The sequence below is a fragment of the Pseudoclavibacter sp. Marseille-Q434 genome, from assembly GCF_050315415.1.
GTDB lineage: Bacteria > Actinomycetota > Actinomycetes > Actinomycetales > Microbacteriaceae > Pseudoclavibacter.
Map to the genome: position 1 here is coordinate 1001689 of NZ_JBNPQH010000002.1, position 17078 is coordinate 1018766.

Sequence of the window (17078 nt, forward strand, 5' to 3'; positions counted from 1 at the left end):
GGGCTGGGTGTCGGTGTCGTCGATCACGGCTTGTCCTCATCGGATGCGGTCTCAACCGTGACTGGGCTCGCGCTCTGAGCGTTCTCGGTGCCGGTTACCTTCGGCACGATGTCCTGCGTCGGGATGAACGCCGTCACCACGAACGTCTGGTGGCCACTGGTTTGGTTCACGGAAGGCTCTGCCCCGGCGGTCAGCCAACCGCCCGCGAGGCGAGCGCGCTCGCGCATCCCGGCCACGCCGAGGCCAGAACGTTCCGCGGGTTCGGCCTTGGAGTCGTCGTCGCCCACTCCCATGCTGACGATGTTGAGCGACAGCCCGGCCCCGCGCCAGTCGAGCGAGACGGTTGCCGACGCTTCGGAACCGGCGTGCTTCATCGAGTTCGTGAGGCTCTCCTGCACGATGCGGAACACGCTCAGCTCCTGCACCTGCGAGAGGCGCTTCCGTTCTCCGAGGTTGCGCAGTTCGACGTTCAACCCGGTCTCTGCTGCCTGCTTGACAAGCGCGTCCAGCTCGTCCAGCTTCGGCTGCGGCGCGGACCCCTCGCCGCCGATGCCTTCCAGCAGCCCCTGCAACTCGAGCAGGGTGCTGCGGGCGTTGTCGGCGATCTTCTGCAGATCGTCGGCGGGCTCCCCGCGTGACTCTCGCAGCAGCCGCGAGCCCTCCGCCATCGAGATCGTCACGGTCAGCGAGTGGGCGAGCACGTCGTGGACCTCGCGGGCGATGCGGGACCGCTCCTGGAGGACGAGCACCTCCGCGGAGGACGCCGAGAGCTCGCCGGCGAGGGCGGCGCGCATGGCCTGGTCGCGGCTGCGCTTGATGGCGTACTGGATGGCGACGCCGAGAACCCAGGCCGCCGCGGCCACGAGCGCGAAGATGAACGCCAGCTGCGCGGCCGTCTGAAGCATGAGCTCGGACATGGGGCCGCCGACGCTCACGAACTCCATGCTGCCCTGGTCGTTGTACACGACCTGGACGACGTTGTTCCCCTCCGTCGGTCCGTCCCAACCGTCCTGGTAGACGAGCTCGCCGCTCGGGGTGTAGTGGTTGACACCGGAGAGGTACCCCATCGTGCCACCGCCGAGCGGCCCCGACCAGAGGAGCCACTGGCCCGCATACACGAACAGGAACGCGATCCCGATGCCGTGCACGACGCCGGCTCCCAGCGCGATCCAGCGGGTCAGACCCACGGTGCTCAGCGCGACGAAGAACACCACGATGGGCATGCCCAAGTGGATGGGCCAGCCCGTGGAGTCCGCCATCGGGATCGCCCAGGTCAGCTGCAGGAGCGGGACGAGGAGCCCGATGCCGATCGCTACCCGGGGGAACCGCCGCGAGATGCCGATGGCGACGCCGTAGATCAGTGGCGCGGCGTAGAGGGGCAGGTAGCTGCCCCACCGGCCGACTTCGGCAAAGCACCACATCGTGACGAAGAGTGCCCCAGCCGCGGGTTCGAGGAGCCACCGCAGCGCGGTGGCGGCGGTGAGGTGATCACGCAGTCGGAGCATGCTCACCAAGCTAGGGGTGATTCCGGACGCGGATGGTCGCGAGCGCGCATCCGGTCATCGCTTTCATCCGAAGGGGTGAGCGGGCGGGCCAGCCACTCCCGACTCGCTGGCTGATGCACCGCATCCGCGCCCGTGATGTGCATTTCGGGACGTTCGCGGCCAGGCTGGTGAGGCCAGCGTCGGCACCGGCGCTCCCTCCAAGTCGAAGGCCGAGACCTCCCGATGACCGACAACCGCGCAGCGTTCGAGCACTGGGACGTGCTCCAGCCCGTGCCCGCAACGAGCGTGCACGACCACCCCATGTTCTGAGCGGCCAGAAAGCTCGGCCTGGGCTACTGCGCCGAGCGCGGGTCGATGAGGATCTCGAGCTCGTTCCACAGTCGCTCGGCCGCGTCGATCCGCACCTTGGTGGCCTCCGGGTCGAGCTGGGCGAGCGTCGCGACGAGCCCCTGCTGCACGGCCATCGGCACGGTGAGCGACGGGAAGAACGACGTGCCCTCCGCGGGGATCATGATGAGGTCATCCACGGCCCCCTCGAGCTGCGGCGGCAGGTAGTCGGTGAGGGCCACGACCGTCGCACCCTGGCGGTGCGCGGCGTTGGCGGCCGCGACGATCGTGCGGTAATGCCGCCAGTAGCTGCAGACGATGAGCAGATCACCGTCGCCCATCTGGGCGACGCTGTTCGAGAGTGCGCTGTCGCGGTCGAGGAGCGCGTGCACGTGGTAGCCGGCGATCTGCAGGTTGTGGACGAGCGCCTGCCCGACCGCGGCGAAGCTGCCCATCGCGGTCACGTGCACCCGCTTCGCTGACTGCACGGCCGCCGCGACGCGGGCGATGGCCACGTCGTCGACGTCGCGCATCGTCGCGGCGAGCAGCTCGGAGTCGTTGCGGAGCGCGTTCTGGAACGGGGTGTCGGTGAGACCGTGGATCTCGGCGATATCGACCATGGAGAGCTGCGCGAGGTAGCGGGTGCGGAGCGCCTGCTGCAGGTCGGGCCACCCCTTGAAGCCGAGCTGCTGCGCAAGGCGTGTGGTCGTGGATGCGCTCACCTGGGCGGACGCGGAGATCTCCGACGCCTGCGCGTAGCTGGCCGCGTTGATGTTCGTGACGAGGTAGTTCGCGAGCTTCTGGCTGGTGGGGCCGAGATTCCGGGCCGCGAGCATCCCGCGCAGCCAGGCGTCGGGAGAGAGTCGCGTCTCGTCTGCGGTGGGCGGCTCGGCGGCGGACATGCTCTCATTTCAGCACGGATCCGGCCCGGGATGCGTTGGGCGGGGCTGAGGCGGCGGTTCTTTTGCAAGAGATTTCGCGTGGGTTACATTTCTGCAATCTGTATTGCATGATGGTGATTGCTGGATCAAGCTTTCTCGAACACCGACGTTCCCGATCCCCAGGAGACTCCGTTGTCACTCACCGCACGGCTCGATCGCCTGCCGATCAGCAGACCCCACTACGCGCTCCTGCTCATCGGCGGGCTCGGCTACACCTTCGACGGCATGGACGGCGCGATCGTCGCCTTCCTCATGCCGAGCGTCCGCGACGTGTTCGGCTTGGAGGCCGCACAGCTTGGCCTCGTCGGCTCGGCCGCACCGTTCGGATTCCTCTTCGGCGCGCTCCTCGCGGGCTACCTCGGCGACAAGATCGGCCGCAAGAAGGTGATGATGTGGTCGCTGGTGCTCTACGCGGTCGCCTCCCTCGTCGCGGCACTCTCGTGGAACTTCGAGGTCTTCCTCTTCATGCGCATCCTCGCCGGCATGGGCGCCGGTGCCGAGAGCGCCATCATCGCGCCCTTCCTGTCGGAGTTCGTGCCCAAGCATCGCCGCGGCTGGTTCGTCGGCACCCTCGCCGGGTTCTTCTCGTTCGGGTTCGTCGCCGCAGCCCTCATCGGCCGCTTCGTCGTCCCCGCGTCCGACGACGGCTGGCGCTGGGCGCAGGTGCTCACCTTCCTCCCCATCGTCATGCTGCTGTGGTGGCGGCGCTCGCTCCCCGAGTCGCCGCGCTACCTCGCGAGCGTCGGCAGGCACGCGGAAGCCGAGGCCGTCGTGGCGAGCTTCGAGGACCGGGTGCGAGCATCCACCGGCAACGACCTCCCGGCCGTCGACCCGAACGCGCCCGAAGAGGAAGCGCCCGTCAAGTTCGGCTTCATCAAGGCCGTGAAGTTCCTCTGGGGCCGCACGATGTGGCGCATCACGGCGACCACCTGGCTCATCTGGTTCGTCATCACGTTCTCGTACTACGGCTTCTTCACCTGGATCCCGACGCTGCTCGTCGACCGCGGCATCGACGTCACCACGAGCTTCACGTACTCGCTCTACATCTACCTCGCGCAGATCCCCGGCTACTTCAGCGCCGCCTACCTCAACGAGAAGCTCGACCGGAAGTTCACGATCGCGCTCTACCTGATCGGCTCCGCCGGGGCCGCGCTGTGGATGAGCCAGGCCAACGACCCGATCATGGTCACCGTCGCCGGCATCGTGCTCTCGTTCTTCCTCAACGGCACCTACGCCGGCGTCTACGCCTACACACCCGAGGTCTTCCCGACCTGGCTGCGCGCCACGGGCGTCGGCATGAGCTCCTCGTTCGGCCGCATCGGCTCGATCACCGCGCCGATCATCATCGGCACCTTCGCCGCCCAGTGGGGCTTCGTGGGCGTCTTCGGCATGACGACGACCGTGCTGGTCATCGGCGTCGCGTGCACGCTGCTCTTCGCGGTGCGCACGGCCGGGCGCTCGCTCGAGGACATCACCAACAGCGGCAAGGGTGCCATCACCAAGACCGACGACAAGGAAGGCACCAACGCATGACCCCCAACGGCGCACGAGTGCGAAGCGGACAGCAGGGCCAGAGCGGACAGGGCGGTGAGACGGCACTGGACGCGGTCGACTGGGCGAGCATCCACCACACCATCGAAGAGGAGGTCGGGGTCGTACTGTTCACGGTGCTGCGCTTCACCCAAGGCGGTGAGGTGATGGAACGCATCTACAGCTCGCACGCCGACGAGTACCCGGTGGGCGGCACGAAGCAGGTCGCGACGCAGGTCTCGCCCGACTGGGTGGCCGCCTGCCGCGACTCCGGTGAGCCGTTCCTCGGCGCAACCCCGGCAGACCTCGACCGCATCTTCGACGACGCCAGCACCATCAAGGCGCTCGGCTGCGGGTCGATCCTCAACGTGCCCATCCCCGGGCCCGACGGGGCGCCGCTCGCGACCGTCAACATGTGCGCACCAGAAGGCACATACACCCCGACGGCGCAGGAGCGCGCCGTTCAGATCATCGACACCGGCGTGGAGAGCGCCAAGCAGCAGGGAGCATCCGCATGACCGCAGACCTCAACATCCGCAACGCCACCTGGCTCGACGTCGACGCGGGGGAGTACCGCACTGGCGATCTCTCGATCCGTGGCGGGCGCTTCGAGCAGGTCGGCGGCGAGGTCGCCGCGGCCGACGGGGTCGAGGAACTGGATGCATCCGGTCGCTACCTCCTGCCCGGCCTCATCGACTGCCACGTGCACGTCACGGCGCACACGGCCGACCTGGCCTCCATCGGCGAGGAGTCGCCGAACTACGTGGCGCTGCAGGCCGCGAAGCTCATGGGCGACATGCTCAGCCGGGGCTTCACGACCGTGCGCGACGTCGCCGGCGCCGACTTCGGCCTGCACGACGCGCAGGTCGACGGACTCGTGCGCGGTCCGCGCCTCTTCTTCGGCGGGAAGGCGCTCTCGCAGACCGGCGGGCACGGTGATCCCCGCTCGCGTGGACGCGACAGCCACGACGGCGAGTACACGTGCTCGCACATCGGCCGGGTCGTGGATGGCATCTCCGCCGTCCGCCACGCGGCCCGCGACGAGATCCGCCGAGGCGCCCACCACATCAAGATCATGGCGGGTGGCGGGGTCGCCTCGCCCACCGACCGCGTCGACTCCACGCAGTTCTCCGTCGAAGAGATCGAGGCCGTCGTCGAGGAGGCGACCGCCGCGAACCGCTACGTCACGGCGCACGCGTACACGGCCCGGGCCATCAATCGCGCCCTGCGGGCGGGCGTGCGCGGCATCGAGCACGGCAACCTCCTCGACGACGAGTCGATCGAGCTGTTCCTCGAGCACGACGCGTTCCTCACCATGAACCTCGTCACCTACTGGGCGCTCATGGAAGAGGGGCGCGAGCACGGGCTGCCGCAGGACAACTGGGAGAAGGTCTCCGACGTGCTCGAGGGCGGCAAGGTCGCACTCGAGAAGGCCCACAAGGGCGGCGTCAACCTCTGTTACGGCAGCGACCTGCTCGGCGGCATGCAGCGCCACCAGGCCCGCGAGTTCGAGGTGCGCGCCGAGTTCATGCCGGTGCTCGACATCGTCCGCAGCGCCACGACGACCGCGGCTCGCCTGCTGCAGCGCGAAGGGGAGCTCGGCGTGGTCGCACCCGGCGCGCACGCCGACCTGATCGCCGCATCCGCCGACCCGCTCGACGACGTCAGCGTGCTCGCCGAGTCGCGCCTCGACTGGGTCATGCAGGGCGGGGCGCTGGTGTAGCGGGTGCGGGCGCGGTCGCGAGCTGGCGCTCAACGCCCCTGCGACGGTCAGCCCTCGACAGGGTTGTGGCGAAGTGCTGTCTGAGCGTGATCGGACAGCACTTCGCCACAACCTTTGCCACGGCGGCGCAATGGCTACGCGGCGAAGTGGCTACGCAGCGCAGCGCAGGGGCTAGCGGATCTGGCGCACCTGGAACTGCATGCGCGGGTTCGCGAACGCATCCTGAGCCGCGACGATCTGCAGCTCGCGCTCACCCGAGTCGAGCGTGATCTGCAGCAGGTCGAAGACGCTCGAGACCGTCGCGGCGAGCGCCTCGGACGCCGAGCCGGACGTGCGGTAGTGCGCCGTGAAGAGCGCCGAGGTGACGTCGCCCGATCCGTTCGCCTTGAACGGGAGGTACGGGGTCTGCACGATCCAGGCGCCCGTGTCATCGACCGCCATCATCTCGATGGTGCCTTCCGGGCGGTCTGGGCGCTCGACGCTCGTGACGAGCACCGTGCGCGGGCCGAGCTCGCGTGCCAGGTCGACCGATTCGAGGGTCTCGTCGATCGTCGAGGGTGTCGTGCGGGTGAGGAAGCCGAGCTCGAACTGGTTCGGCGTGAGGATGTCGGCGACCGGCACGACCCGCTCGCGGATGAGCTCGGGGATGGCGGGGGCGACGAAGCAGCCAGACTTGGCGTTGCCCATGACGGGGTCGCACGTGTACGTCGCAGCGGGGTTGAGCTCCTTGGTGCGCTTCACCGCGTCGACGACGACGTCGACGATCTCCTCGCCGCCCAGGTAGCCGGAGAGCACCGCATCCACCTGCGCGAGCGCGCCGCGCTCCTCGACGCCGAGGATCACGTCGCGCACGTCCGACGCGGGGAGGAGCGGGCCGCGCCAAGCGCCATAGCCCGTGTGGTTCGAGAACACGACGGTCGAGACCGGCCACACCTCGTGTCCGAGACGCTGCAGCGGGAACACCGCAGCCGAATTGCCCACGTGCCCGTAGGCGACCGATGACTGGATCGACAGGATCTTCATCCTTCGATCTTCCCACGCCGAACCCCGGCTTGCCGCCGGACGACGCCGTGCGACGGATGCGCGCTCCGGTGCCTGTCTGCCACGGAGAGGCGGTCACATCTGCCGATGGTCGTCGCCTCGCGGTCTCCGCGTAGGAGGTACGGACGCCGCCCCTTGTCCACGCCCGAACTATTGGACAGAACTTATCTGCGAACTTCGAACCCTACTCGGCTGGGCCAAAGGCTGTCAGATGGCCTAGAGCAGGTCCAGGCATTGGAGAATTGTCGAGAAGTAGACGGTAGCCTTCGTCGTAGGTTGCAGGCGGGAAAAGTGCTGCAGCGGAGGTCATCACCCCTTGACCCAGCCAGCTCAGTGCATCGTTCAAGTCGACTTCAAGCACCCCTTCCACGCTCGAAGAGAGTGACCCAATGCTGCCCCTAGGCGCGCTGAGATCGAGTTTCAAAGGAGCGATCAAAGCTCCGTGTTGAGCGTGTGGTCTGAGATACAAGGATGGCACACAATAACGAAGATCCACGAAGCGAGTGGTGCTAGAGAGGCTGTATCCCGGTATATGTGTCTTCTCCAGCGTGCCAGTTGACATTACGAACACATACGCCTTGGCGGATGCCGGCTCCTGTGACACTGAACGGCGAGAATGATGTGCATATCTGCCGACGGTGATCTGCCGGTGACACGCAAACCAAAGCGCAACCCAGATGTTGTCGACGACATCTATCCAACGTGTTCTGAGGCCGTAGTGCTGGAGGAGAGGTTCGACTGCGGCGCGATGTGTGCTGTTGATCAAAGCTCCCTTGCTGGCGACTTTCTCCGTGCATTCGTGCGCATATCGGTACTCGCGCGCTCGAAGACAAGTGCAGGGCGAACCAACGATCTCGTCGATGTAGTCCCGGAGCGCAGTCCCATGTCGACTCACCCCGCCTCGTGCTAGAGGAGCGCCTGCCTCGCCGCGAAAAGCCGATGCCGACATGGTCGAGTGCAAGCTCGCCTGCCCACGGAAGAGTGAGAGGCCCCCGCTGCCCCTGAATTTCAGGTATCCAGAGATCTGTGTCAATTCATGTGGGGTGCCAACTGTCCATATATTCCAGCCATGCTCAATCCGCTGCTGCGTGTTCTTTGTGAAAGTGGGAAGTGAAGTCGACACGATTTACCTTCCAGATTGGTTCGCAGTACGCACGGTCGCCATCTAGACCAGCGCGGGACATGCCGCCTCATCTAGTTCCAGGCCTTTTGAGGCTAGCCTCTCCGCGGACTTTTGGCCGAGTAAGCGAGCTCGTTGGAGCTCCGCATGTCGGTCCCATCTCCGGCGCGCGGCGGATGCATCTCCCGCCTGCGACCGAGGCCGATGTCGGTAGCTGCTCGTAGCGTTGAAGGACGGAACGGGGAACAGCACCGAAAGCAAGGGGAAGCGCATGTCTCACGAACACCAGCAGCAGCAACCAGCCCCCGCGGCACCGCCACGCGGCCCCGCGAGGCGCATCCTTCTCATCGCCGCGCTTGTCGCGGGGGTCGTCGCGGTCGTGCTCGGAATGCTCGTGGGGCCGCAGCGCCAGGCGCTCGGCACGCAGACCTCGGGTGATGAGGCCCTCGCGGCGCGGGTCGTGGATGCGGTGGGCGGCCATGGCGGCTTCCGGTCGGTGGTCGTCGCCGAGGTCACGCCGGAGGGCACCACGTGGGCGGGTGTCGGCAAGACAGGAGAGGGTCGCGACGGCCCGGCTCCCACGGACGAGACGCTCTACGAGCTCGGCTCGGTCACGAAGACCTTCACGGCGTCGCTGTTCGCGGACGCCATCGACCGCGGCGAAGTGACCGCGGAGGACCCGCTCTCGGCGCACATCCCGGAGCTCGAGGGGACCCCGGCCGGCGAGGTGACGCTCGCCAGCCTCGCGCAGCACAGCTCGGGCCTCCCACGCCTGGGGCCGACCTTCGCCGTCGAGTCGCTCGCGGCGTCGCTCTCCGGCGGCAACCCGTACGGGCCGCAGACCACCGAGGTCATGATCCAGGATGCGGCGGCCGCGCCTGTCGACCCAGCGCAGGGTCCCGTCTACTCGAACCTCGGCGTCGCGCTGCTCGGCACGGCGCTCACGAACGCGGCGGGCGCCGACAGCTACCCGGCGCTCCTCGAGCAGCGGGTGCTCGGGCCCGTCGGCATGGAGTCGACGAGCATCGCGACGACCGAGGCCGAAGTTCCTGCGGCCACGACGCCCGGATTCCTGACGAACGGCATCCCGACCGACGACTGGTGGAGCGAGGGGTACGCACCCACCGGCAGCTCGACGACCACCACCGTCGCCGACCTCGCCACCTGGGCGTCCGCGAACCTCGACGGCACGGCACCCGGCGTCGCATCACTCGAACCGACGGCGCAGTTCGCCGAAGGCAGCGAGATCGGCTGGATCTGGCAGACGACGCAGGTCACCAACCCGACGGCGACGTCGAACCCGAGTCTCACCTGGCACAGCGGTGGAACCGGTGGATTCGCGTCCGTCGTCATGCTCGACCACGAGGCCGACAGAGCGGTCGTGGTGCTCGGCAACACGCAGCAGATCGTCGACCCCATCGCCGTCTCGCTACTGACCGAGGCGGAGGTGCCCGACCTCGGCGCCCAGGGGTCGCTGCTCCTGTGGGTGACGTTCGGGTTCGCGCTCATCGCGTCCGGTCTCGCGCTGCTCTTCGCGTTCCGCTCGAAGGCCGCCCTGCCCATCGTGAACTGGCTGCTGCTCGCGGCATCCGGCCTCGTGAGCCTCTGGTTCGCCGGACCCTGGGCAGCCGTCGGCGGCTGGGCTTTCGGGCTGGCCCTCGCTCCCGCGCTCGCGGCGGTTGCGGTCGGGGTGCTGCGCTCCCCGGCGCTCCGGTTCCAGCCCAAGAGGTGGGCGTGGCTCAGCTGGGTCGGCCTCGCCATCGTGCTCGTGATCCTCGTGGCCACCCTGCTGGTCGTGTGACGTCGGGCCGGGCGGTCGCCATCCGTTGGGACGGTGACCGTCTGGCGCCGCGACGGCTACCGCCCGCGCCCCGAAAGGCCCGGTTACGCGCAGCCCTCGAGCACGTCGCGCATCGCGTCGTGCTCTGCCTGCGTGACCCACAGGTTGTAGGTGGCCTTCACCACGATCTGACGGGCCACGTAGGTGCAGTGGTACGACTCCTGCGGGGGCAGCCAGTTCGCCGCATCCTGGCTCTTCTTGTCGTCATTCACCCAGCCGGCCGTCGCCTGCAGGTTCATGGGGTCGTTCGACAGCTCGACCCGCTCCACGAACGACAGCTCCTTCGCGCCCGTCCGCCACGCGTTCGCGAGCGCCACCACATGGTCGATCTGCACGAACGGACTCGTGTCGGGGCCGCGCTCGAAGTCGATCTCGTCACCCGAGTACGGGTCGACGAAGACGCCCGTGTCGACGCGGCAGCCGTCGCGGTTCAGGTCGACGTCGGTCATGGATGCGGCCAGGGCGTCGTTGCGTGCATCGCACCCATTGCCGTCCGGGTCCTGCCAGCCCTCGCCGAACGATCCCTCGCGGTCGAACTCCTCCCACTCCGCGCGCGGTGCGATGTCGAGCTTGCCGAGCACGTCGAGCGCATCGGCGGCGAACGACGTCGACCCGTCGCCGTCGCCGTCGGCGGAAGCCGCCTCCACCTCGTCGGTCAGCGCCACCAGCTGGCTGGCCTCGGGAGACGAGGCGCCGTCGGGTGTCGTGGACTGCGTGCCCACGGGCGTGCATCCGACCAGCAGGGTCGCGGCACCGGCGAGGGCGAGCGCTGCGAGCGTGCGGCGTCTTGATCGTCTGGTGGCGGCGGCGTGAGCGGATGCAGGAAAGGGAAGCACTGGGAACTTTCTCGAGCGGGGTGGCCGCACCAGACTGCCACAGAGAATGCCCGGCGAGGCGAGCAGGCAGCGGAGACGGTCGGCCGACGCATGACACATGTCACGGGTTCTCGTGACGCCGCGTCACTGGCGTCACCTCGCGAGGTCCGGTGAGCTTGAAGTATGTCCTCAGCACCAGCAATGAAGGGTCCCGATACTCCCGTACCTCTCTGGCGGCGACCATTTCACCTCATCCGCACGAACCTGCGGGCCTACCTGCTCGTGAACGTCTTCGCCTACGGGCTCTTCACCGTCGGGTTCATCGTCGGTCTGATGTTCCCGGCGCTCAACGCGGCGCGATCCGTCGCGCTCGAAGACGACGGCACTACGGAACTCGTGCAGGGGTTGGTCGCAACGCCACCGCTGTTTGCGCTCGTGATCCTGGCGGTGAACGTCGGCAAGCTCAGCTTGGCGACGATCGTGCTGCCGTCGCTGGTCGTGCCCTTCGCCGGGTTCGCCTTCTTCGGGTACTGGGCGGTCGAAACCGGCATCACGCTAGCGCCCACGACGCCGACCGCCTGGGTGCAGTTCATCCCTCACTCGCTCACCGTCGTCATCGAACTGCAGGCGTATGTCCTGCTTCTGCTCGGCACATGGCTCCTCGGCCGACATTGGGTGTCGCCGACAACGGTCGGCGCCGCGACCCGAGGTCGCGCCTACCTCCGCGGCCTCGGACGCGTCGGCATCCTGGCACTGGCCGCATTCGTTCTTCTCGTCGTGGGAGCGCTCTGGGAGGCCTACTCCCTGCGGTACTTCCTGTACCCACTCACCGAGTTGCTCCTCTGACCCGCTTCGGAGGGGCTCGTCGGATGCGCGGTGGCAGAATGTGGGTGCCGCCGCGTTCCGCGGTCGCAGAGTGCAGAACCCGGGGGACCATCCATGACTCAAGCAGGCCACGTCGCGTCACCTCTCGACGGTGAGCGCGACGGCGAACGCCGACGGCCGGTCGCGCTCGTCACGGGAGCGACTCGCGGCATCGGCGAAGCCATCGCCCACGAGCTGAGCCGCACCCACCACGTCCTGGTCGGCGGGCGCGAGCCACGCGCTGTCGCCGAGGCCGCCGCCCGCATCCCGGGCGCGACGCCGTTCGTCGCAGACCTCACCGACGAGCGCCAGCTCGCCGAGGCGGCCCGCAGCATCCGCCGCCTCGACGTGCTCGTGCACTCGGCGGCCGTGCTCGGCGGGCACGACGCCATCGCTGAGAGCTCGCGCGAGCGATTCCGCCGCGCCTTCGAGCTCAACGTGTTCGCCGTCGCCGACCTCACCCGCCTCCTGCTGCCGCTGCTTCGAACGAGCGAGGGCACGATCGTCATGATCAACTCGGGTTCCGGCTACGCGAGCGGCGCGGGCACCAGCGTGTACAGCGGCACGAAGTTCGCCCTGCGCGCGCTGACCGACGCGCTCCGCGAGGAAGAACGCCAGCACGGCGTGCGCGTGTCCAGCATCCACCCGGGCCGCGTCGACACCGACATGCAGCGTGAGCTGCGGCAGCTCGAGCAGGGCAGCTACGAGCGCGAGCGCTACCTGACGCCGCAGGCGGTCGCGCAGGCGGTGCGTCTCGCCGTCGACACCCCGGCTGGTGGGGCGGTCGACGAGCTCAAGATCCGGCCGATGCGCTGAGCTGACGCAGTCATGGCCGGCACCAATCAGATCTTCACCATCGTCGCGTTCGCGCTGCTCGTCGTGCTCGTGCTCGGCCTCGGTCTGCTCGTGGCGATCCTCGTGCAGCGTCGCCGAACGAAGAAGGCCAAGGCCGCGTCGGAGCTCCGCAAGGCCGAACGGCGCAAGGCGGTAGAGGCGGGAGTCGCGGGCCTGCACGAAGACACCGACACCAGTGGCGGAATCTCGCTCCTCGGGCTATCTGTGCAGCAGCCGATCCCGGATGCGGCTCCCAGCTCGCCCAGCGCTCCCTCGCCCTGGGCCGCCGCGCCTCGACGGACCGAGCGGCCAGCGTCGTGGCTTCCCGCGTCGGTGCAGCAAGCCTCGGGATCGCAGGGTTCAGCGCCCCATGCCCCTGCGCCACACGCGCCTGCTTGGCCAGCGCCTGCCTCGCCTGCGCCTGTCTCGCACGCGCCTGGCTCGGAAACATCGCCCAGCGGACCCGAACCGACGCCGCGACCCCGTGATCTCGGACCCGCGCCGACGCCGCACTCCTACGGCTCGACGTTCTCCGGAGGCGGCACTCGCAAGCACTGACCCGCCCGTGGTCGCGCCTGCACCAGCTCTCTTCCGCATCCGCATCCACACGAGAAATGCCTGTTCCCTTGCTCAGGAACAGGCATTTCTCGCGTGAATGTCCCCCACGGGGTGGGGTGGATGCGCCTGGCAGTCGAGCCGCGCGGCCGGGAGGACTAGGCGTGCGAGGCGACGTGGTCTTCGACGGCGTGCTCCGCCTCGGAGTCGTCGCCCGCGATGACGGCGTCGAGGCTTTCGCGCACGATGCGGAGGCCCGTCTGCAGCTCCTCGCTCGTGAGCGTGAGCGCGGGGAGGAACTTCAGGACTTCCTCGAAGGCGCCAGCGGTCTCGATGACGAGCCCGCGCTGGAACGCCTCAGCGGAGACGCGCGACGGCAGGTCGCGGTCACGGAGGCTGACGATGCCGTACATGAGGCCGCGGCCGCGGACCTTGAAGTCGAGCTGCGGGTAGTCGGCGGCGATCGACTCGAGGCCCGCGCGGAGCTCGGCGGAGCGCTCGGCGACCGTCGTCATGAAGGCGTCGTCGGCCCAGTACTCCTCGAGGGCGACACGCGCCGTGACGAACGCGAGGTTGTTGCCGCGGAAGGTGCCCGTGTGGGCGCCCGGCTTCCACACATCCACCGACGGGCGGAGCAGCACCAGCGACATGGGCAGGCCGGATGCGGAGATCGACTTCGACACGGTGACGAGGTCGGGCACGATGCCGGACTCCTCGAACGCGAAGAAGGAGCCGCTGCGCCCGATGCCAGCCTGGATCTCGTCGAGGATGAGGAGGATGCCGCGCTCTTCGGTGATCTTGCGGAGACGTCGCAGCCACTCCGGGCTCGCGACGTTGATGCCGCCCTCGCCCTGGATGGCTTCGACGATGACAGCGGCGGGCAGGTCGAGGCCGCTGCCGGTGTCGTCGAGCATCTTCTCGAACAGGTCGAGCGTGTCGAGCTTGTCGCCCAGGTAGCCCTCGAAGGGGAGGCGGGTGACATCACCCAGGGTCGTGCCCGCGGCGTCGCGGTACTTCTTGTTCCCGGTGACGGCGACGGCGCCGAGGCTGAGGCCGTGGAAGCCGTTCGTGAACGCGACCACGTTGGTGCGACCGGTGGCCTGGCGGGCGACCTTCAGGGCGGCTTCGACGGCATTCGCGCCGGTCGGGCCCGTGAACTGGATCTTGTAGTCGTAGCCGCGGGGCTCGAGCACGTACTGCTCGAACGCTTCGATGAAGGCCCGCTTCGCAGATGTCGCCATGTCGAGCCCGTGCAGGATGCCACCGTGTTCGATGTACTCGACGAGGGCCTTCGTGAAGTGCGGGTTGTTGTGCCCGTAGTTGAGCACGCCGGCGCCGGCGAAGAAGTCCAGGTACTCGTCGCCGTCCGCGGTCACCAGGGTGGAGCCGGACGCGCGGTCGAAGACCACGGGGAACGAGCGGATGTATCCGCGGACTTCTGACTCGCGACGGTCGAATACTTCAAGGGGCGAGAAGTCGCTCATGCTCAATTCACCTTCTGCTTGTTGACGTGGCCTGTTTTTGACGAGCCGGGCTTGCCTTGGAAAGAGGCGGAGGGCGGAAGCGCAGGGCGGGTTGCCGCGCATCCTGAGATTCCGAGCTTACGGCCATGCCCGGGAATCCGGAGGCTGGCTTGCTACATTGTGGCCGTTCGGGCGGCCTTCGCCCGCGGAGAGATGGGGGTTCCATGACTGATTTCACAGTGCCTGCACCGGTGCAGGCTCTTGTCGACGCGATCAACAGCGGAGACGAGCAGGCGTTTGTCGAAGCGTTCGCCGAGGATGGCTCGGTCGACGACTGGGGTCGCGTGCTCGAGGGGCGTGAAGGTGTCAGCAGCTGGTCGCAGAGCGACGCCATCGGGCAGAGCGCCCAGATGGTGATCAAGGACGCCAGCACCGAGGGCGACACGACCGAGCTGTTCTTCGACTGGCGCAGCAACCGCTTCAATGGCACGTCGCGTGCGTTCGTCACGGTCGAGGGCGACAAGGTGAAGACGTTCCGGATCCCGTCACACCGCTAGGGGTGTGGATGCGCGGGCCCGCCCCGACGGCGCGGGCCGGAGGGTCCGCGCACGTCGAGCATCCGGCCACCGGCGGCGTCAGCGCACGGTGAAGAGGAACCCGTCGATGAGGTCGGTGAGCTGCTTCTCGGTCAGCCGTTCGCGGGCTGTCGACAGCCACTCGGGACGGATGTCGTCGAGCAATCCCTCGCGCACCATCGCGTCGGCCTGCTGCGCGTAGCCGCGCGCCATGTCCTCTGACGACCCGTATCCGACGATGTCTGCGAAGCCGAGGTTCTCGGCGAACGCGTCGAGGTAGACGATTCGAGTGGCCCCGGTGCCGCGCTCGTCGAGGGGGAGCTCGTGCAGGTGCTGGCTCTCGGTCCGGTACCGCTCCCAGAGCTTCGTCCAGCGTCGCTGCAACGGCGGGCGGATGAACGTGAGCACGATGACCGTGGCAAGAGCGACGAGAAAGATCGGAACCGCCCATGCGGGGAGCCACGGGGTGAGCAGGAGCAGCCCGATCGGCACGATGATCAGTCCCGCGAACGCCCGACTGTACGGGCTGGCGAGCAGCCGCGAGACCCAGCCGTCGCGGTCAGTGCGGTCGACCCCGGCGCGGTCGAGCTCGGCGACCACAGCGGACTTCATGGCGGCGCGGCGGGTGGAGTCGTCTCCGCCAGTGCGGTCCACTCGCGCGCGGTTGCCGCGGGCGCGCCTGCCGCCAGGGAAGTAGGCGTCGATGACGGCGCCGGACCATCCGGGGAGAAGTGGGTCCGCGCCGAGCCACTCGATCTCCCATCCGGTCGATCGTGGGGCGCGGTAGCCGGCGTCTCCGATCCGCTGCGCGGCCCCCGCATCCGCTACCTCGTGGATGCGAAGCGCGCCGCGGTGGGCGAGCCACACGAGTTCGCCCGCGAACGCCGTCTCCCAGCCACGACTGTCGTCGTCAAGGCGGGTCAGGCGGTGCTGCGCTGCGAGCGGCGTGAGCAGCAGTCGCGAGCTGGGCCAGATCGGCAATCTTGTGAGGAGGAGCGCGATCGCGCCGGCGGTGACGAGCGCGAACACCACGAGAGCGAGGGCGCGCACGAAGGTCTCGGAGGCGGGGTCGAAGATGCTGGGCTCATTTCACGAGGCGGTGGGGGCGGTCAGATCCGCTGGGTGCTCGGCCGTCTGATGCGCTTCGGGATGCGGGGGAGGGGCAGGCCGGCGCTGCTCGACCCGCGCTCCCTCCCGCGCGCATCCGCTGCCCGACGAGTCAGCGCTTGCCGCCGCCGAGCAGCCCGCCGAGAATGTCTCCCAGACCTCCGCCGAGTCCTCCACCTGCTGGCTTGCTGGAACCGCTCGCGCCGCCGAGCACCTGCCCGAGGATGTCACCGAGTCCGCCGCCGGCCCCGCCGCCCGCGTTCGCGGAACCTGCGGAGGAACCGGACCCACCGCCCAGGATCCCGCCGAGAAGGTCCTCGAGCCCGCCGCCCGAACCCGAGCCCGCGGTCGTGGATGCGCCCTGCTGGCCGCCGAGGAACTTCTTCGCGAGCCACGCGAGCACGATCGGCGCGAGGATCGGGAGCAGCTTCTGCACGAGCCCCGAAGTCTGGCCGCCCGGTGCTGAGCCGAGGGCTGCCGCGACCTGGTCGGTGTTGCTGCCGAAGACGTTCTTGACGATCTTCTCGCCGTCGTTGGTGTCGATGTCGGCGAGCGAGACGCGGCCCTCGACGAGGGATGTGTCCTTCTTCTCAAGCGCGTGCTCGAGCGACTTGGCACCTGCGGGATCGGCCGCGTTCGCCTGGAGACCGCCGATGAGGGTCGGCAACGCTGCCTGGATCCCCTGCTGGGCGGTCTGCTTGTCGACACCGAGCTGGTTGGCGATGTCGTCGACTGGAATGAGCTTGAGCAGTTCGTTGATGTCGGTCATGGGTTCCCCTTGTTCGATGACGCGACACCGATCATGGGGTCGCGTGACCACGAGGGTAGCGCTGGGGGT

General features: G+C 68.3%; 16 protein-coding genes. 8 read left to right on the forward strand and 8 right to left on the reverse strand.

Annotation, left to right across the window (positions count from 1 at the left end):
- Nucleotides 1-23: 23 nt before the first annotated feature.
- Nucleotides 24-1505 carry a sensor histidine kinase gene (locus tag ACQFZP_RS11675; RefSeq protein ID WP_211891402.1) on the reverse strand — a complete coding sequence of 494 codons (1482 nt, stop codon included), beginning with the start codon at nt 1503-1505 and terminating at the stop codon, nt 24-26.
- 332 nt (nt 1506-1837) lie between these two features.
- A complete protein-coding gene (locus ACQFZP_RS11680; RefSeq protein ID WP_211891403.1) occupies nt 1838-2734 on the reverse strand; it encodes a MurR/RpiR family transcriptional regulator in 897 nt (298 codons plus the stop codon).
- A gap of 171 nt (nt 2735-2905) precedes the next feature.
- On the opposite strand from ACQFZP_RS11680, the gene ACQFZP_RS11685 reads away from it, so the two are divergent.
- The 3 genes from ACQFZP_RS11685 to ACQFZP_RS11695 are packed head-to-tail and all read left to right on the forward strand — an operon-like array spanning nt 2906 to nt 6026.
- Nucleotides 2906-4306 (forward strand): MFS transporter, encoded by a 1401-nt coding sequence (locus ACQFZP_RS11685; protein WP_104313099.1) that lies wholly within the window; start codon nt 2906-2908, stop codon nt 4304-4306.
- Nucleotides 4303-4821 (forward strand): hypothetical protein, encoded by a 519-nt coding sequence (locus tag ACQFZP_RS11690; protein WP_104313097.1) that lies wholly within the window; start codon nt 4303-4305, stop codon nt 4819-4821. Before ACQFZP_RS11685 ends, ACQFZP_RS11690 begins: the two co-directional genes overlap by 4 nt.
- Nucleotides 4818-6026 (forward strand): metal-dependent hydrolase family protein, encoded by a 1209-nt coding sequence (locus tag ACQFZP_RS11695; RefSeq protein ID WP_211891404.1) that lies wholly within the window; start codon nt 4818-4820, stop codon nt 6024-6026. The genes ACQFZP_RS11690 and ACQFZP_RS11695 overlap by 4 nt, the downstream gene beginning before the upstream one ends.
- A gap of 171 nt (nt 6027-6197) precedes the next feature.
- Here ACQFZP_RS11695 and pdxY read toward each other — a convergent pair whose 3' ends face one another.
- Nucleotides 6198-7049: a pyridoxal kinase PdxY gene (gene pdxY, locus ACQFZP_RS11700; protein ID WP_104313092.1), complete on the reverse strand. Its 852-nt coding sequence runs from the start codon at nt 7047-7049 to the stop codon at nt 6198-6200.
- Between the two features lie 202 nt (nt 7050-7251).
- The gene (locus tag ACQFZP_RS11705; protein ID WP_211891405.1) at nt 7252-8190 is read right to left on the reverse strand and encodes an FRG domain-containing protein; all 939 of its coding nucleotides are present in this window, start codon (nt 8188-8190) and stop codon (nt 7252-7254) included.
- A 268-nt stretch (nt 8191-8458) separates the two neighbouring features.
- Here ACQFZP_RS11705 and ACQFZP_RS11710 point away from each other — a divergent pair, with 268 nt between their 5' ends.
- On the forward strand, nt 8459-9988 hold the full coding sequence (locus ACQFZP_RS11710) for a serine hydrolase domain-containing protein (RefSeq protein WP_211891406.1): 1530 nt from the start codon (nt 8459-8461) through the stop codon (nt 9986-9988).
- A gap of 83 nt (nt 9989-10071) precedes the next feature.
- Here ACQFZP_RS11710 and ACQFZP_RS11715 read toward each other — a convergent pair whose 3' ends face one another.
- A complete protein-coding gene (locus ACQFZP_RS11715) occupies nt 10072-10863 on the reverse strand; it encodes an HNH endonuclease family protein (protein ID WP_211891407.1) in 792 nt (263 codons plus the stop codon).
- Between the two features lie 180 nt (nt 10864-11043).
- Between ACQFZP_RS11715 and ACQFZP_RS11720 the strand changes: the two genes are divergently transcribed.
- The 3 genes from ACQFZP_RS11720 (at nt 11044) to ACQFZP_RS11730 (ending at nt 13098) form a co-directional block, all read left to right on the forward strand.
- Nucleotides 11044-11688 (forward strand): hypothetical protein, encoded by a 645-nt coding sequence (locus ACQFZP_RS11720; RefSeq protein WP_211891408.1) that lies wholly within the window; start codon nt 11044-11046, stop codon nt 11686-11688.
- Between the two features lie 93 nt (nt 11689-11781).
- Entirely contained in the window at nt 11782-12522 is a 741-nt protein-coding gene (locus ACQFZP_RS11725; protein ID WP_179555677.1) for an SDR family oxidoreductase, read from the forward strand.
- A gap of 12 nt (nt 12523-12534) precedes the next feature.
- Complete coding sequence (locus ACQFZP_RS11730) at nt 12535-13098, forward strand: hypothetical protein (protein WP_211891409.1); 564 nt, start codon at nt 12535-12537, stop codon at nt 13096-13098.
- A 155-nt stretch (nt 13099-13253) separates the two neighbouring features.
- Here ACQFZP_RS11730 and ectB read toward each other — a convergent pair whose 3' ends face one another.
- A complete protein-coding gene (gene ectB, locus ACQFZP_RS11735) occupies nt 13254-14579 on the reverse strand; it encodes a diaminobutyrate--2-oxoglutarate transaminase (RefSeq protein WP_211891410.1) in 1326 nt (441 codons plus the stop codon).
- A 203-nt stretch (nt 14580-14782) separates the two neighbouring features.
- Here ectB and ACQFZP_RS11740 point away from each other — a divergent pair, with 203 nt between their 5' ends.
- Nucleotides 14783-15115, forward strand: a complete 333-nt coding sequence (locus ACQFZP_RS11740; RefSeq protein ID WP_211891411.1) for a nuclear transport factor 2 family protein — start codon at nt 14783-14785, stop codon at nt 15113-15115.
- A gap of 78 nt (nt 15116-15193) precedes the next feature.
- Here the strand turns inward: ACQFZP_RS11740 and ACQFZP_RS11745 are convergent, their stop codons facing one another.
- Together ACQFZP_RS11745 and ACQFZP_RS11750 are read right to left on the reverse strand one after the other, a co-directional pair.
- The gene (locus ACQFZP_RS11745; protein WP_211891412.1) at nt 15194-16183 is read right to left on the reverse strand and encodes a hypothetical protein; all 990 of its coding nucleotides are present in this window, start codon (nt 16181-16183) and stop codon (nt 15194-15196) included.
- Nucleotides 16184-16352: 169 nt separating this feature from the next.
- On the reverse strand, nt 16353-17009 hold the full coding sequence (locus ACQFZP_RS11750) for a DUF937 domain-containing protein (RefSeq protein ID WP_211891413.1): 657 nt from the start codon (nt 17007-17009) through the stop codon (nt 16353-16355).
- Nucleotides 17010-17078 lie beyond the last annotated feature (69 nt).

Bases quoted from the DNA above. Each gene is read 5' to 3' on its own strand.
- ACQFZP_RS11675 (WP_211891402.1), bottom strand. From the start codon at position 1,505: ATGCTCCGACTGCGTGATCACCTCACCGCCGCCACCGCGCTGCGGTGG.
- ACQFZP_RS11680 (WP_211891403.1), bottom strand. From the start codon at position 2,734: ATGTCCGCCGCCGAGCCGCCCACCGCAGACGAGACGCGACTCTCTCCC.
- ACQFZP_RS11690 (WP_104313097.1), top strand. From the start codon at position 4,303: ATGACCCCCAACGGCGCACGAGTGCGAAGCGGACAGCAGGGCCAGAGC.
- ACQFZP_RS11695 (WP_211891404.1), top strand. From the start codon at position 4,818: ATGACCGCAGACCTCAACATCCGCAACGCCACCTGGCTCGACGTCGAC.
- pdxY (WP_104313092.1), bottom strand. From the start codon at position 7,049: ATGAAGATCCTGTCGATCCAGTCATCGGTCGCCTACGGGCACGTGGGC.
- ACQFZP_RS11710 (WP_211891406.1), top strand. From the start codon at position 8,459: ATGTCTCACGAACACCAGCAGCAGCAACCAGCCCCCGCGGCACCGCCA.
- ACQFZP_RS11720 (WP_211891408.1), top strand. From the start codon at position 11,044: ATGAAGGGTCCCGATACTCCCGTACCTCTCTGGCGGCGACCATTTCAC.
- ACQFZP_RS11725 (WP_179555677.1), top strand. From the start codon at position 11,782: ATGACTCAAGCAGGCCACGTCGCGTCACCTCTCGACGGTGAGCGCGAC.
- ACQFZP_RS11730 (WP_211891409.1), top strand. From the start codon at position 12,535: ATGGCCGGCACCAATCAGATCTTCACCATCGTCGCGTTCGCGCTGCTC.
- ectB (WP_211891410.1), bottom strand. From the start codon at position 14,579: ATGAGCGACTTCTCGCCCCTTGAAGTATTCGACCGTCGCGAGTCAGAA.
- ACQFZP_RS11740 (WP_211891411.1), top strand. From the start codon at position 14,783: ATGACTGATTTCACAGTGCCTGCACCGGTGCAGGCTCTTGTCGACGCG.
- ACQFZP_RS11750 (WP_211891413.1), bottom strand. From the start codon at position 17,009: ATGACCGACATCAACGAACTGCTCAAGCTCATTCCAGTCGACGACATC.